Raw genomic sequence first — 16,326 nt, forward strand, 5'->3', positions numbered from 1 at the left:
TGCCCTGGGCTGTAAGATAAAAGCCTTTCAGGCTTAGGCTGCGCTAAATTATTATTTAGTTCATATATTCCCCTTTAACTCCTTTCTTTCCAATAATGCATAAAACATGACCCAGAGAAGTATAGGTGCATCTTTTATATTTCTATGCCAAAAATAGTGAAACGATATTCTATATCGTTTTGATATAAAGATTAACTTTGCAAACAAACTATTTATTTCATGGACACGAATAATCTATCTCCTTTGCGTAAGGGTGTGGTAGGTGTGCAATTCTTGTTCGTGGCTTTTGGAGCCACGGTACTTGTACCCTTACTTGTAGGGCTTGACCCTTCTACTGCCTTGTTTACTGCTGGTATCGGTACACTTATCTTTCATGCGGTTACTCGTGGCAAAGTGCCTATTTTTTTAGGTAGCAGTTTTGCATTTATCGCTCCTATCATTAAGGCGACGGAACTATATGGATTGCCGGGAACACTCTCGGGAATGGTAGGCGTGGCATTTGTTTATTTTTTGATGAGTGCATTGGTGAAATGGCAAGGGGTACGAGTTATTGAACGTTTGTTCCCACCGGTTGTTATAGGGCCTGTTATTATACTGATTGGCCTTTCTTTATCGGGTACCGGCGTGACTATGGCTAAGGAGAATTGGGTGCTGGCTCTGCTTTCATTGATAACAGCGGTTCTTGTTTCGATGAAGGCGAAAGGACTTTTGAAGTTGATTCCGATTTTCTGTGGTATTATTGTAGGTTATGTAGCTGCATGGTTGTTTTATGATTTAGATTTATCGGGTGTGAGAGATGCTGCCTGGATAAGTTTGCCTCAATTTACATTCCCCCGGTTTTCATGGGAACCTATACTTTTTATGATTCCTGTGGCTATTGCTCCCGTAATAGAGCATATTGGAGATGTGTATGTAGTGAATACAGTTGCCGGCAAAGACTTCGTGAAAGATCCCGGTTTGCATCGCACACTACTAGGTGACGGACTGGCTTGTTTTTGTGCAGGATTGTTGGGTGGACCTCCCGTGACAACCTATTCAGAGGTAACAGGCGCCATGTCTCTTACAAAAATCACTAATCCGCAGGTAATCAGGATTGCCGCTATTGCCGCTATTTTATTTTCTGTGATTGGCAAGATCAGCGCACTCCTTAGATCAATACCCAGTGCGGTACTGGGTGGAATTATGTTACTATTGTTCGGAACCATCGCTTGCGCAGGTATAGCAAACATGATAAACACTTGCACCGATTTGAGCCGTACGAGGAATATCATTATCATTTCGTTGACATTGACTGTGGGTATCGGTGGCGCTGTATTTACCTGGGGTGAGTTTTCTTTATCTGGTATCGGCCTGGCTGCGTTGGTTGGAGTAGTATTGAATCTTATTCTACCGAAAGGCGATTGATTTTACATATCCAACCATTTCTTAAATCCTGCTGCTTTCTCACGGCTTATCAGGATTTCTTCCTTGGGATATCCATTCATTTCTACTTTCAACTTATAATTAAACCAGTTGCTTACTTTCTTTATGTGGCTTACTTGAATCAGATATTGGCGGTTGGCCCGAAAGAAGGAGGCGGGATTCATCTCCCTCTCCAACTGGTCGAGCGTAGAAGAGATGGGAGCGGAAGTTCCGTCTGACAAATACAGGCGGGTGATATTCTGCTGGGAGTGAATGAAGCAGACCTGCTTGGTGTCAATAGTGATGTATTCATCCCTGCGAGAGATGAGGAAACGTTCGCGGTATCGAGCGGTAGCGGAAGTAGCGGAATTACTGATATATTCGAGCAACTGTTCTAAGTTAGGGGGTACGGGGATAGGCGCAGAGGATGATAGTTTTCCCACTGCCTTTTCTATTGCTGCTTCCAATTCTTCAGAATTGATAGGTTTCAGCAGATAGTCGATACTGTTGAACTTAAAGGCTTGGATAGCATATTGGTCGTAGGCGGTTGTAAAGATGATGGGTGAAGTAATCTTTACCTTACGGAATATGTCGAAACTCAGTCCGTCTTGGAGGCGGATGTCCGAGAAGATTAAATCCGGCTGTTGCTGTTGCAGGAATTCAATGCTTTGAGTGATGCTTTTGGTGACACCGGAAATTTCATAATCAGGGTGTAACGTATGTATGTATCGTTGTAGGCGTTCGGCGCTATGACTTTCGTCTTCTATAATAAGTACTTTCATGGAAGTTTCGTTCTTAAGTTGCTTTGGAGTTAGAGTGTTGAAATAGTTACACGATAAATACTTTCGTCTTCATATATTTCGGGAGCAGGAGCACCGATCAGTTGGTATCGTTCTTTAATATTCCTCAATCCGATGCGATGGGTAGAAGTATTAAAGGTTATGGGTTTCCTGTTATTCTCCACAATCAGTTTGTTGTTTTGGGCATATACTCGTATCCGAAGAGGATCTTCATCGGAAGCTTGGTTGTGCTTGATGGCATTTTCCAGTAACATCTGTAATACAATAGGAGGAATCTGTCTATCCTTGATAGCATCATCTACTTGTACGTCGATTTGTATGGCACCATCAAACCGTATTTTGAGTAAATAGATGTAGCTCTCCAAACAAGAGAGTTCGTCGGCCACAGAGGACAAGTTTTTGTCGACGTTAGACACGATGTACCGATAGACCTTGGATAAAGCTGTCACATAGCCGGGAGCTGCTTTATTGCCTGTTTCAACCAAATCGAGCAGGATGCTCAGGTTATTGAAGATGAAATGTGGATCTATCTGCATTTTCAGGGCATCGAGTCTTGCCTGTTGTCGTTTCAATTGCAGATTTTTCTTTTTCTTTTGCAAGATGATGGAGACGGACATCAAAATCAAGATACAAATGAAGGCACCTACCATGATCCAGAAATAGACTATCCAATATCTATAATATTCTACCTCGGAGGCTTCAGTGTCGTGAATGGTCTTCCGTAATTTCTCTACATTCTCTATTTGGGCAAGGGACTTATTGCTTTCAATACTATCTATTTGTTCTTTATATTGATACATTTTCTCCAGGCAGTCGGCCACACCTTTCATGGAATTGGTGTGTACGTTGAGATCCAGCAACTGCTGGTAGGCTTTGAGGGAGAGAGCGGGATGGCTGCTGTAGCAACTCCGGTTCAGATAGAATCGGGCGGAGTCCGGTTGCTGGAGATTAAAGTACATCTTCCCCAGCAAATAGTCGATGGAATCCTGATACAAATGAGGTATTTGTTGAACATACATACGTGCAGAGTCTGGCTGGTGCTTGTCGATATATCTTTCGCTCAGAAGAAAGAGGAGTCGGGCTTGCAGAGATCCGGAGTATCCTTTGCCGACGGCTTCTTTGAGTATGGGAATACTTTGAGGATCGTTGTTTACCCGGGCATAGTAGTCGGCAAGTTCCGAGTAGGCTTCTGCCATGAGCTGTGGTTTGTTCAGTTCTTTGGCGTATGCGAGAGCGGATAGTTTAGCTTCTTTCTCTTCTTTCGTCATACGCTTGATGTGATAGGCCAATCCTTTAAAGTTGTTCAGGTAAAAGTTCAGTAACCTCATGTCATGTACTCCGCTATTGAGTTGTGTGCAGAGCGTAAAGTATTCAATGGCTTCCAATAAGAAGTTGGTTCGGCGTGCTACTTCACCTTTATAATAATAGACTTCTGCCAGTAGCAACGAATCTGCTTTATATTTGAAGTAGGGAGAAACGAAGTTAAGGAGTGAGTCGGAGACTACAAATTCCTGCAAGTGAACGAGTGCTTCTGCTTTCAGTAAGTTGCACATCATATAATTTCTCTCATTCAGAAATGTACGGTCGATTTGTTCTATGTCTGCCAATACTTTTCGGGGGTTGACTTCCACTAAACCGGAGATACCCGCCAATTGGTGGTGTACCGAACGGTTATTGCGGTAAAGGCTATAGGCTGAAATGCCGATAACAAGCAGTACCACTACGGAGAAGATGAATACTCGTTTTCTAGTCTTTGGTTTCATGATTTGTACATTAGTTCGCAAAGATAATCACTATTACCTGTTTTGCCTTGCTGCTTCATCCCTTTTTATTGCTGTTTCGTCCCCCTGTTTGCCCCCTTTGATCGGAATTTGATTGTCCGAACTGCCATAGGCACCTACTTTTGCAGCGTTTTTTAGACTTAACAATAATATAGATTCACAATGAAGATGAGGACAAGCAAAATTTATGCACTGGCAGGACTTTTGGCACTAGCCGGATGTAAAAATGGGGGAGAGTATACTCAGCCTGTAGCAGAGTATACAACGATGAAGGTTGCTCCTGTAAATAAGACACTTTCTACCAATTATCCGGCAACTATCCGGGGTAGGCAGGATGTAGAGATATATCCGCAGGTTTCAGGTACAATCACCCGTTTGTGTGTGGGCGAAGGACAAGCGGTAAAGAAAGGTCAAGTGCTTTTTATTATCGATCAAGTGCCTTATCAAGCTGCTTTGGCCACCGCAAAGGCAAATGTAGAAGCTGCCAAGGCAAGTGTGGCAACTGCCCAACTGACATTTGACAGCAAGAAAGAACTTTTTGCGCAGAATGTAATTTCAACCTACGAACTGCAAACAGCGGAGAATGCGTTACTAACAGCCCGTGCCGGACTGGCACAAGCTAAGGCTCAGGAACTGAGTGCCGCCAATAACTTATCTTATACCGAAGTGAAAAGCCCCTCAAACGGTGTTATAGGTACACTTCCTTATCGTGTTGGTGCCTTGGTAAGTACTGCCATACAACAACCGCTGACCACCGTTTCGGACAACTCGGATATGTATGTTTACTTCTCTATGACCGAAAACCAATTACTGGGGCTGGTTCGGCAGTATGGTTCAAAAGACAAGGCATTACAGTCTATGCCGGGTATTGAACTTCAACTTAGCGACCGTTCCATGTACAACGAAAAAGGAGTTATAGAAACCATTAGTGGTGTGGTAGACCCATCAACGGGTACTGTGAGCGTGCGTGCCATGTTTACCAACAAAGATGGTTTATTGCATAGCGGTAGTGCAGGTAATGTGGTACTTCCTTCAGTATATAAAGATGGAATTGTAATTCCCCGCACAGCAACTTTCGAGGTACAGGACAAGATGTTTGCCTATAAAGTGGTAGATGGCAAAGCTAAGTCGGTGCAAGTCATAGTAGAGCGTGTAGGCGGTGGACAGGATTATATCGTGACGAGCGGACTTAACATGGGTGACGAGATTGTGACCGAAGGAGTCGGACTATTACAAGATGGTATGCCTATCACGGTGAAAAATAAATAATACTTAAACGATATGAATTTACGAACCTTTATAGAACGCCCGGTACTTTCTGCCGTCATCTCGATTGTGATCGTGGTGATAGGCATCATCGGGCTATTCACACTTCCCGTAGAGCAATATCCAGATATTGCCCCACCCACTGTGCAGGTATATACGGCCTACGACGGTGCAAGTGCCGAAACAGTTCAAAAGAGCGTGATCGCTCCACTGGAAGAAGCCATTAATGGTGTGGAGGACATGACATACATGACTTCATCCGCTTCTAACTCTGGTACGGCCGAAGTGACCATTTACTTTAAACAAGGAACCGACCCTGATATGGCAGCAGTGAACGTACAGAATCGTGTATCCAAAGCTGCCGGACAACTCCCGGCCGAAGTGACCCGGGTAGGAGTCAGCGTCAACAAGCGTCAGAACGGTATGTTACAGATCTTTACGGTACATAGTCCTGACGCTACACTAGACGAGAACTTCCTCTCCAACTACATCAATATCAATCTGAAACCCGCTATTCTGCGTATTTCCGGTGTGGGCGATGTTCAGGTGATGGGTGGCGTTTACTCCATGCGTGTATGGCTGAAGCCGGACATTATGGCGCAATACAAACTAATTCCCGCCGACGTGACTGCTGCTATGGCTTCGCAAAACATCGAAGCTGCCACCGGAAGCATCGGTGAGAATTCAAAAGAAGCCAAAGCCTATACCATGAAATATCGTGGACGACTGATGACACCCGAAGAATTCGGCGAAATAGTGGTTCGTAGTACCCCCGCCGGCGAAGTCCTGCGTTTGAAGGAGATTGCGGACATCAGTCTTGGTCAGGAATCCTATTCCTACACAGGTGATTTCAACGGAAAGCCTGGTGTGGCATGTATGGTTTATCAGACCGCCGGTTCTAATGCAACACAAATCAACCAGGAAATTGATACTTTCCTGGCGGATGCATCGAAGAGATTACCCCAAGGAGCTGAAATCACTCAGTTGATGAGTACTAACGAATTCCTCTTTGCTTCGATTCACGAAGTAATTAAAACGTTGATTGAAGCTATCTTGTTGGTGACGCTTGTGGTATATATTTTCTTGCAGGACATCCGTTCGACGGTTATTCCGTTGGTGGGAATATTTGTTTCGCTAATCGGAACCTTTGCCTTTATGGCGATGGTGGGGTTCAGTATCAACTTAATAACACTCTTTGCGTTGGTGCTGGTCATCGGAACGGTGGTCGACGATGCCATTATTGTGGTCGAGGCGGTACAGTCGAAGTTCGATGCCGGCTACCGATCACCCTATATGGCAAGTATCGACGCTATGAAAGGATTGAGTAATGCTATTATTACCACTTCGTTGGTGTTTATGGCAGTGTTTATTCCCGTGTCGTTTATGAGCGGAACTTCGGGTACATTCTATACGCAGTTTGGTCTGACAATGGCGGTTGCGGTAGGTATATCCACCATTAATGCATTGACATTGAGCCCTGCTCTTTGTGCGTTGCTTTTGAAACCTTATACCAACGAAGACGGTACTCAGAAGCAGAACTTCGCAGCCCGTTTCCGTCGTGCGTTCAATGCGGCTTTCGATCTGCTGATTGAGAAGTATAAGAAAGGAGTGTTGTTCTTTATTCGTCGCAAATGGTTGTCGGGATCACTGATAGCAGGTACGGTCGTGATACTTGTACTGTTAATGAACAGCACTAAGACTGGACTTGTGCCCGACGAAGACCAGGGATTGGTATTTGTCTCTGTGTCCACCCAGCCGGGTAACTCTCTCTATACGACGGATGGAATAATGAACCGTGTTGAAGAGCGTATTCTTCAGATACCTCAAGTGAACCAAGTCCTGAAAGTGACCGGTTGGTCTATGGGTGGGGCAGGGAACTCTGCCGGTGTACTCTTTGTACGCTTGAAACCGTGGGACGAACGTCCGGAGAAGGAAGATCATGTGCAAGCCGTTATCGGTCAGATTTATGCACGCACAGGTGATATCAAAGATGCTACCGTCTTTGCCATGGCACCCGGTATGATTCCAGGTTACGACATGGGTAATGCCCTCGACATTCAGATGCAGGATAAGGCTGGTGGTGACTTAACCGAATTCTTCGGCATGACACGTCAGTTTATCGACTCACTGAATCATCGTCCCGAACTGGCAATGGCCTTCTCTTCCTTCGACATAAACTACCCACAATGGCAGGTCGATGTAGATGCCGCCAAGTGTTTGCGTGCGGGTATCATGCCCGACGAGGTACTGGCCACGATGGGAGGATATTATGGAGGAAGTTATGTGTCCAACTTCAACCGCTTCTCGCGTGTCTATCGTGTCATGGTGCAGGCCGATCCGAAGTATCGCCTCGATGAGGCTTCGCTCAATAATCATTATGTCCGCCTGTCTAACGGGGAAATGGCACCGTTGAGCCAGTTCGTAACACTGACAAAGGTGTATGGAGCTGAAAGTTTGAGTCGCTTTAATATGTACAATTCCATTGCACTCAGTGCGATGCCCGCCGAAGGCTATAGCTCCGGCGAAGCCATCCGAGCTGTACGTGAAACGGCTGCAAAGGTATTGCCTGCCAACTATGGTTTCGATTTTGGCGGTCTTGCCCGTGAGGAAAGTCAGCAGTCTAACACAACTGTTATTATCTTCGGTATTTGTTTGCTGATGGTTTACTTGTTGTTGAGTGCACTTTACGAGAGCTTCTTTGTTCCGTTTGCCGTGTTGCTAAGTGTGCCGGCGGGATTGATGGGAAGTTTCCTCTTTGCCAAGTTGCTGGGATTGGAAAATAACATCTATCTGCAAACAGGATTGATTATGCTCATCGGCTTGTTGGCTAAAACGGCCATTCTGCTTACGGAGTACGCCACCGAGCGACGTCATGCAGGTATGAGTCTGACGTCCGCCGCATTGGTTGCTGCCAAAGATCGACTGCGTCCTATCCTGATGACGGCATTGACGATGATCTTCGGTATGGTGCCATTGATGCTTGCGTCGGGGGTTGGAGCCAATGGTAACAGTTCGCTCGGTACGGGTGTAGTTGGCGGTATGATAGTAGGTACGCTGGCATTGCTGTTCATTGTACCGGTGATGTTCATCGTATTCCAGGCATTGCAGGAGAAAGTACGTCCGGTTCAGTTCAACACCGCTGCTGCCGACTGGCAGGTTCAGGAGGAAGTGGAACAAGCCGAAGCAGAAAGAAGAAAACATTTGGAGAATAAGAAGAAATGAAAAGACAACTAATAACTTTAGCCATAGCGGCGCTCATGTTGAGTAGCTGTGGCATCTACAATAAATACCAGCCTGCAACCACTGTTCCCGAACAACTGTTCGGGACGGAGGCTGCGGTAGGCGATACTCTTTCCGGTTTGGCCGACTTGAGCTGGCGGGAGCTCTTTACCGATCCCCAATTGCAAACCCTCATCGAACAGGGTTTGCAGAATAATACCGACCTTCAGTCCGCACAGTGGCGGGTAGAAGAGGCACGTGCTTCGCTCAGTGCGGCACGTCTTGCCTATCTCCCTTCGTTTGCGCTCGCTCCGCAAGGCACCGTGAGCAGCTTCGATAAGGGAAAAGCCTCACAAATCTATTCGTTGCCCGTCACCTCCAACTGGGAGATCGACATTTTCGGGCGGCTGACTAATGCCAAGCGCCGTGCCAAAGCTCTCTACGCCCAAAGTCAGGAGTATGAGCTTGCTGTGAAAACGCAACTGATAGCCAATATGGCGAATACCTATTACACCCTGTTAATGCTCGACGCCCAACTGGCGATCTCGGAAGAAACTGAAGTGAAATGGAAAGAGAGCGTCCGCGTGATGCAAGCACTGAAGAATGCCGGACAAGGCAACGAAGCCGGATTGGCACAAACAGAGGCTACTTATTACTCTATTTGTACCACCGTCCTCGACTTGAAAGAACAGATCAGCCAAGTAGAAAACAGCCTTTGCATGATGCTGGGTGAAACGCCTCAGTCCATTCGTCGCGGTAAGCTCGAAGGTCAGGTTCTTCCACAGGAATTGTCTGTTGGTATTCCTTTGCAAATCCTAGCCAATCGTCCCGATGTAAAAGCTGCCGAACTTGCTTTGGCGCAAGCCTTCTATACGACCAATGAGGCTCGTTCTGCCTTCTATCCGTCTATTACCCTCAGTGGTTCTGCCGGATGGACGAATGGCGCCGGAGAGTTGATATTGAATCCGGGCAAGTTATTGTTATCAGCCGTCGGCTCACTTACGCAGCCGCTATTTAATAACGGACAGAATATAGCCCGTCTCAAAATAGCCAAAGCCCAACAAGAGGAAGCGAAGCTCGCCTTCACCCAATCGTTGCTCAACGCCGGTGCCGAAGTGAATAATGCCTTGAAGCAAAACCAAACGGCACGCCAGAAAGCGGGCTTCTACACCAAGCAGATCACTTCACTGCAAACAGCGGTTTCCAGCACCCGGCTGTTGATGCAACACGGTAGTTCCACCTACCTCGAAGTCCTTACCGCCCAGCAAACCCTGCTGACGGCAGAACTGACACAAGTCAGCAACCGTTTTCAGGAGATACAAGGGGTAATTAATCTGTATCAGGCATTAGGCGGGGGAAGAGGAGAGTGAAAATAGTTATATTCGTAAAGATGAAAAGTTCTTTGAATATACTTAACTTTGCAGCATTGATAATTTGATTTAAAACTAACTTGTTCGATTATGAAATTATTGGTGTTCATTGCAAAAGGATTTGAGACTATCGAGTTCAGTGCTTTTATTGACGTAATGGGGTGGGCAAAGACTGACTTTGACTGTAAAGTAGATGTCGTGACTTGTGGCATGACCAAGCAAGTCATCAGTTCCTTCAATATTCCGGTATTGGTGGATAAAACCATTGATGAAATATCTGTAGATGACTATGATGCCCTTGCAATACCCGGTGGCTTTGAGGAATTCGGCTTCTATGAAGAAGCGTATGATGAAAAGCTTCTGAAACTAATCCGACTGTTCAATCTGCAAAAAAAGTGGATTGCAACAGTCTGTGTAGGGGCTTTGCCCGTTGGTAAGAGTGGAGTACTCGATGGCAGAAATGCAACCACCTATCATCTTAGAGGCGCATTCAAACAGAAAGTCCTCGAAGGCTTCGGCGCAACTATCGTGCAATCTCCTATCGTGGTGGATGAGAACATCATAACCTCTTATGGTCCCCAAACTTCGTATGGAGTTGCACTACTTCTATTGGAGAAGCTGACTTCTCATCAGGAAATGGTTTTGGTGAAAGAGGCTATGGGCTTTTGATAGGCCCTGATTAAGTAACTTATGAAACTTAAATAAGAAAATCTGATATATGGAAGCGAATTACATTACCCTTACAAAGGAGAATATCGGCAAGGAACACATCTGCTGTGGCTTTTCTGATAAGAAATGCAAAGAGAGTTATGAACTTAAAAAGGCATGGCTGAAGAAAGAGTTTGATAATGGATATGTTTTCCGGCGGCTTGATGAGCGTGCAAAGGTTTTCATTGAATACGTTCCTGCCGAAAAGGCATGGATACCTGTGGATGCACCTAACTATTTGATGGTTGGTTGCTTTTGGGTAGCAGGGCAATATAAAGGACAAGGGCATGCAAAAGCTCTTTTGCAGTCGGTAATAGATGATGCAAAGTCACAAGGCAAAGACGGAATCGTGACGGTAGCCGGTACAAAGAAATTTCACTTTATGAGTGACACGAAATGGCTGTTGCAGCATGGATTTGAAACAGTAGAGAAACTTCCTGACGGCTTTTCTCTATTGGTTCTGAAAATAAACCCTGATGCACCAACTCCGGCCTTTAAAGAATGCGTAAGAACGGGTGAATGTCCTGAGAAGGCTGATTTGGTTGTTTACTATACCAACCGTTGCCCTTTTACAGAATATTATGTGAATGATTCGTTAGTGCAATTGGCAGAGAAGTATAAAGTGCCCTTCAAGGCAATAAAACTCGAAACAGCAGAGCAAGCACAATCGGCGCCTACTCCCGCTACTATATTTTCTATATTCTATAAGGGGAAATTTGTAACGACAGACTTAAGCATCTGTACCGAAGCAAAGTTTGTCAAACTACTGAATTTGGGATAAAGATAGGAAATTGATAGTTGATAATTTCTTATTGCAATCTCCATTATTCCGGCTTGCGTTCCGCAAGGTAACTATCAACTATCAATTATCAACTATCAACTAAATAGATCTTCCTTTGAATACATTCGATTCATCCAATGGTACTAACTTTCCACTCAAAGACAGAGTATTGGAGTTATAATTCGGACTGATCCGTGCAGTAGCTTTATTACCTCCATGAGTCAGTGTAATGAATACCTGGGCTGAAATGCCGATACCTTGTACGCTGAAACTACAGTTTACGTTTCCCCTTTTATCTGTTGATATCTTTAAATCACTGGTATTTCCATCAACTGTTATACCACCGATACCGTTCGGACCCGGATTAGGGGTGTTGAAAGCTACCTGAACGGACGCACGCTTATCGTTCACCATCACGAAGTTTGTATTCGAGGTGACAAAAGCATTCCGTCCCCGTTTGAAGCTTACCTGATCTACTTCAAGCACAAAAGTCTTGTTATTTATGGCATTTACTGCAACCTTGTAGGCATGTTCTTCTTCCGCCTTTATACGTGCTTTTTCGGCTTCACGTTTTGCTTTTCGATCTTCATTGCGACTCGAACTACTAGTCTGCTGTGCTTGAACGGTAATAAATATACTGGCAAGCAACCATAGGGTTAATGTAATGATTTTCTTCATAATTGTTCTGTTTTTAGGTTTATATACTTGGTTTGATATATAAACACGGTAAATAGAAAAAAGTTAGATGAAGGTATATTATATATTCTAAAAGTAAGTTTTTACTAATTCTATATATAAGTGTTACAAATATAGAGAATAAAGTTTGATAGCTGGCTGCAATTGTTTTATCTATTTTGTTGTTTGTGACAGAGAATGTTTATAAATTTATAGCGGTTAAGTATATTGTACTATATTTAAATATTCGCTATCATGGAACAAGGATTTCAGTATTATGCCTTCATTAGTTATAAACATGAAGATGAGAAATGGGCTAAATGGTTGCAGCGTAAGTTAGAGAATTACAGGCTGCCGAGCGTTATTCGCAAAGAGGTTCCTAGATTACCTAAATACATTCGCCCTATTTTCCGGGATAAAACCGATTTAGGAGCGGGACAGTTAACCGATTCTTTGAGAAATGAACTCGAATTGTCTCAATATCTGATTGTGATTTGTTCACCTGAAGCGGCTAAATCAAAGTGGGTGGGTAAAGAGATTGACTCTTTTGTCTCTATGGGGCGTATAAACAATATCATTCCCTTTATTATTAGGGGTGAGCCTGATAGCGATAACCCCGAAAATGAATGTTTTCATCTGGTACTAAAGGAGAGAGTTCCGGAAATACTGGGTATAAATATCCATGAAATAGGTAAGGAACAAGCATTTATAAAAGTTGTAGCCAAACTCATGAACCTAAGGTTTGACGCACTTTGGCAACGTCATCAGCGCTTGCAGAGGCGTAAGCGGATTATTGCCACTTGCGCTGTTTTCATGATCTTGCTTGGCTTGGGTTTTGTGTGGGATTATAATAGCGTGAAATATGAGTATTATGCCGATTATGTTGACAGATGGGGAGTTCCGGAAGGGGTTGTCCCTTTAAAAAAAGATGCAGTAAAAGGAAGATATTACAACTATAGGTTTGAATATAAATATAAAAGTAACTTTTTATACTTAATAAAGACCGAAGGAATATTGCTTAGGGTAGTATGTGTTAACTCTTTCGGCAATCCGATAGATTTTCAATCAACCGAAAGTCTTAATAGATATCCCATACAAGAATTTGAGTACGAAAACGCCAAACGATATTTGCTGCGGATAATCTATAAGGACCGGTTGGGAAATGTATGTAAGTATATATCATTTCCTACATCCGATAAGAATACAGTAGATATTGTTTCGCAAGAAGGTGTGGCTTCTTCCACTTTGGCTTCTATTTCCTCTATACTGTCTTCGAGGACAAGTATGAAGCACAATGTAGCAAAGAGTAATATCGGTCGCTATCAGTACGAACGTAATGACAAAGGAGAGATTATAAGAGTTTACTTCAGACTAAATAATGACAATGAACCTGCTTGCGATGCCAATGGCATTTATTCTGTCAGTTATAAGCTGGACTCATTGGGGCGTCCTGTAAAATTGAGGTATTTGAATAATGAAGGTGATACACTGTGTGATAATGTCGGAGTCGCTGGGAAGAACTATGCTTATGATGCATATGGCAATATGTCGCGCGTAGAATATGTAAACTTGAATGGGAAGTTGACCCTGAACGAACAAAACTGGGCTGTATTAGAGAATACCTCCAATGAAATAGGTAATATAGTTATGTACAAGGGGTATGATTCTGATAATAAGCCTTGTTTGTCCGGAATATATGGTACTCATATGGTTAAAACGGAATTCGACAAACACGGGCTCGTTGTGAAAAGTGAGTTTTATGATAGTGATAGTAATCTTGCGGACGATGTTCGGGGCTATGCTATTGTAAAAACCATCTATGATAAAGATATTCCTGTCGAACAGTCCTTCTTTGATAAAAATAGTGAGCCGGCTTATAGTAATCGTGGCGTTCATCGGATAGTAGACTCGATAAGTGATACATTGTATATAGAAAGATATTATGGAATTGATGGTGAAGCGTGCTATATTGATGAAGGGTTCGCAGAAATTAGAATGATCTATTCTAAGGGTATGAAAGTGAAGGAGGAGTCCTATTATGATACGTCGGGTAACAGATGTTGTAGAAAGAATTCGTCTATAAGTAAGATTGTTCAGGTGTATAAGGGAGATGATTTGACTCAAGTGGAATATTATGACGAAGAGGATAAACCGGCTAATGAATTCGAAAAGGGAATTCATATTTGCCGGATGCTTTATGATTCAAAAGGAAATATAGAAGGAGAAATGTACTATGATAAGAATGGCGAACAAACAATATGCAGCAATGGTTATGCTTCTGTAAAGACAGTCAGAGATAAGAACGGAAATACCGTGCGGCAATTGCTTTATGACTTGAATGGTAACCTGTTCAATGGTGCGTATCCTGCTATCATTCAACAAAAGCATGAGAAAGGACGTGTTATTGAAGAGGAGTACTTTGATGCCGATAATAATCGTATGCCGTTACCATCGCACGGTTTTTATAAGCAAACCATGAGGTATGATGAATGTGGGAACAAGAATATAATTACGGTTTTCTCACTCGATAATAGTGGGAGTCCTGTAGTCCAACAAATACGTTATATAGCCCATGATAAGAGGAGGAATGAGATAGAAAGCTATTATTGCGATAAAAATGGCAACAAGTTGATGCAAGAAGGAGGTATCATACTACTGCGATGTGAATGGGATCAATTTGCTAATCAGACTAAGGCGCTTTTCTATGATTCGAATAATAAGCCTATGACCAATGCAGAAGGGCATGCCGGCTGGGTAGCAACCTATAACCACATGAAAAAACGTACGAGCTTGACTTATATCGACGTGAATGGAACCAAATGTGAGAATATTCATGGAGTTGCATCCATTAAAACTCTCTTTGACAAGAGAGGGAATCCGATTTCCGAGAGTAAGTACGATAAGCGGGATTCATTGACATGCGGTGCTGAGAATTATGTGACGCTGGAGCTGAAATATGACAAAAAAGATCGCCTCACGGAGATTGCCACCTATGATAAGAATCACAACCTGGTCGTTGCTCCGAGTGGTTATGCGAGACTGGAAAGAATAATGAATGCAAAGAACCAATGTGTGGAAGAGAGGTATTATGATAGTGCCAACCATTTGTTTGATACTAAAGAGAGCTTTGCGGTAGCTTTGTTGTCTTTCGACGACTATAACAATGTATCCGAGATTACTTATTTGGATAAAGATAGGAAGAAGACTGACGTCCCTAATGGGTATGCCAAAGTCAGATATAATTATGACGTGACGAAGTTTCGGTATGATGAGATAAAATACGATGAAAGCGACAGTTTATTAGTAATTTCTGTGCCGATATATAGCGTTGCGAGACCTAGTGCTATTTATAGCAAGGGGTTACGTAAAGAAGGAATAATAATGAAATATGATGATTGGGAAATAGGCAATCCGTGCATTGATTTGAACACTGTTATTAGGGCTAAAAAGAATTCTCCTAAGAAGATACATATATGTACTGCAGATGGAGAGTTCCAAGAATACAATATGGGACCGGGTATGGTAGGGCTTGAAATTACTTATGCACCCGTAGATTATCAGTTGTGTAAGAGCCTAAAAGATGACTATAAGGCTTTCCTGAAGAAGCACTGATCTATTATGAATGCTTATCATTCGATATGTGCTTTCTCTTTATCGGCAATCTCGGGAACAGCTTTCTGAAACGTACCAAGTAAGTAGTTATATTACTACCGGCAATGATGAAGGTTACAGCAAGGATTATCAGCACTATCCCACAGCAGAGTCGTGGTGTCAGTGCTTCGCCGAAGATCATAACTCCAAAGAAGACAGCCGTCACGGGTTCCAATGCTCCGAGGATGGCTGTTGGAGTAGAGCCGATATACTGGATAGCCTGCGTGGTACAAAGAAAAGATATGGCTGTGGGGAATACCGCCAATGCTATCAAGTTGCCCCATAAATACCACTTATCCACCACATGCAGGCTTTGTCCGAAATCAACGCGCATCAGAAAGAGGGACAATCCGAAGAGTAGTACGTAGAAAGTCACCTTGAGTGTTGCCACATCTTGCAGCCTCGGTCGGTTTACTCCTACAATGTAGATGGCGTAGGAGAGTGCTGAAACCATGACCAAACCGACACCAATTAGATTAAGCGTCGCCCCGTCACCACTTTGGTAGAGTAGACCGATGCCGCTTAGTGCCAACAAGATACATAACCCTGTTTGTAGCGTGACCTTCTCCTTGAATACCAGCGCCATAATCAATGCCACAAAAATAGGGTAAACGAATAGTATCGTTGAGGCTATACCGGCTTCCATATAATTGTAGCTCTGAAACAGGGCGAGC

The 16,326-nt window shown here is 43.6% G+C and carries 11 protein-coding genes; 7 read left to right on the forward strand and 4 right to left on the reverse strand.

The annotated features are described in order from the left end of the window. Window positions 1-219 precede the first annotated feature (219 nt). Window positions 220-1,404 (forward strand): uracil-xanthine permease family protein, encoded by a 1,185-nt coding sequence (locus tag Q1W14_RS01220; RefSeq protein ID WP_300698456.1) that lies wholly within the window; start codon window positions 220-222, stop codon window positions 1,402-1,404. Between the two features lie 2 nt (window positions 1,405-1,406). On the opposite strand, the gene Q1W14_RS01225 is transcribed toward Q1W14_RS01220, so the two are convergent. Together Q1W14_RS01225 and Q1W14_RS01230 are read right to left on the reverse strand one after the other, a co-directional pair. Further along, window positions 1,407-2,183 carry a LytTR family DNA-binding domain-containing protein gene (locus Q1W14_RS01225; protein WP_300698458.1) on the reverse strand — a complete coding sequence of 259 codons (777 nt, stop codon included), beginning with the start codon at window positions 2,181-2,183 and terminating at the stop codon, window positions 1,407-1,409. A gap of 29 nt (window positions 2,184-2,212) precedes the next feature. Further along, window positions 2,213-3,964: a sensor histidine kinase gene (locus Q1W14_RS01230; RefSeq protein ID WP_300698460.1), complete on the reverse strand. Its 1,752-nt coding sequence runs from the start codon at window positions 3,962-3,964 to the stop codon at window positions 2,213-2,215. A gap of 180 nt (window positions 3,965-4,144) precedes the next feature. Here Q1W14_RS01230 and Q1W14_RS01235 point away from each other — a divergent pair, with 180 nt between their 5' ends. The 5 genes from Q1W14_RS01235 to Q1W14_RS01255 all read left to right on the forward strand — a co-directional run bounded on the left by Q1W14_RS01235 (window position 4,145) and on the right by Q1W14_RS01255 (window position 11,326). Then, entirely contained in the window at window positions 4,145-5,251 is a 1,107-nt protein-coding gene (locus tag Q1W14_RS01235; RefSeq protein WP_300698461.1) for an efflux RND transporter periplasmic adaptor subunit, read from the forward strand. 12 nt (window positions 5,252-5,263) lie between these two features. Further along, on the forward strand, window positions 5,264-8,470 hold the full coding sequence (locus tag Q1W14_RS01240; protein WP_300698463.1) for an efflux RND transporter permease subunit: 3,207 nt from the start codon (window positions 5,264-5,266) through the stop codon (window positions 8,468-8,470). Further along, a complete protein-coding gene (locus Q1W14_RS01245) occupies window positions 8,467-9,837 on the forward strand; it encodes a TolC family protein (RefSeq protein WP_300698465.1) in 1,371 nt (456 codons plus the stop codon). Before Q1W14_RS01240 ends, Q1W14_RS01245 begins: the two co-directional genes overlap by 4 nt. A 90-nt stretch (window positions 9,838-9,927) precedes the next feature. Further along, window positions 9,928-10,506 carry a DJ-1/PfpI family protein gene (locus Q1W14_RS01250; RefSeq protein ID WP_300698467.1) on the forward strand — a complete coding sequence of 193 codons (579 nt, stop codon included), beginning with the start codon at window positions 9,928-9,930 and terminating at the stop codon, window positions 10,504-10,506. A 49-nt stretch (window positions 10,507-10,555) separates the two neighbouring features. Beyond that, a complete protein-coding gene (locus Q1W14_RS01255) occupies window positions 10,556-11,326 on the forward strand; it encodes an N-acetyltransferase (protein WP_300698469.1) in 771 nt (256 codons plus the stop codon). A gap of 99 nt (window positions 11,327-11,425) precedes the next feature. Here the strand turns inward: Q1W14_RS01255 and Q1W14_RS01260 are convergent, their stop codons facing one another. Next, complete coding sequence (locus Q1W14_RS01260) at window positions 11,426-12,004, reverse strand: DUF4251 domain-containing protein (RefSeq protein ID WP_300698471.1); 579 nt, start codon at window positions 12,002-12,004, stop codon at window positions 11,426-11,428. 252 nt (window positions 12,005-12,256) lie between these two features. On the opposite strand from Q1W14_RS01260, the gene Q1W14_RS01265 reads away from it, so the two are divergent. Next, window positions 12,257-15,613 (forward strand): toll/interleukin-1 receptor domain-containing protein, encoded by a 3,357-nt coding sequence (locus Q1W14_RS01265; RefSeq protein ID WP_300698472.1) that lies wholly within the window; start codon window positions 12,257-12,259, stop codon window positions 15,611-15,613. A 4-nt stretch (window positions 15,614-15,617) separates the two neighbouring features. Here the strand turns inward: Q1W14_RS01265 and Q1W14_RS01270 are convergent. Further along, a partial coding sequence (locus Q1W14_RS01270) for an EamA family transporter (RefSeq protein WP_300698474.1) occupies window positions 15,618-16,326 on the reverse strand: 709 nt, incomplete at its 5' end.

It is taken from the genome of Bacteroides sp., assembly GCF_030151085.1.
Taxonomy (GTDB): domain Bacteria; phylum Bacteroidota; class Bacteroidia; order Bacteroidales; family Bacteroidaceae; genus Bacteroides.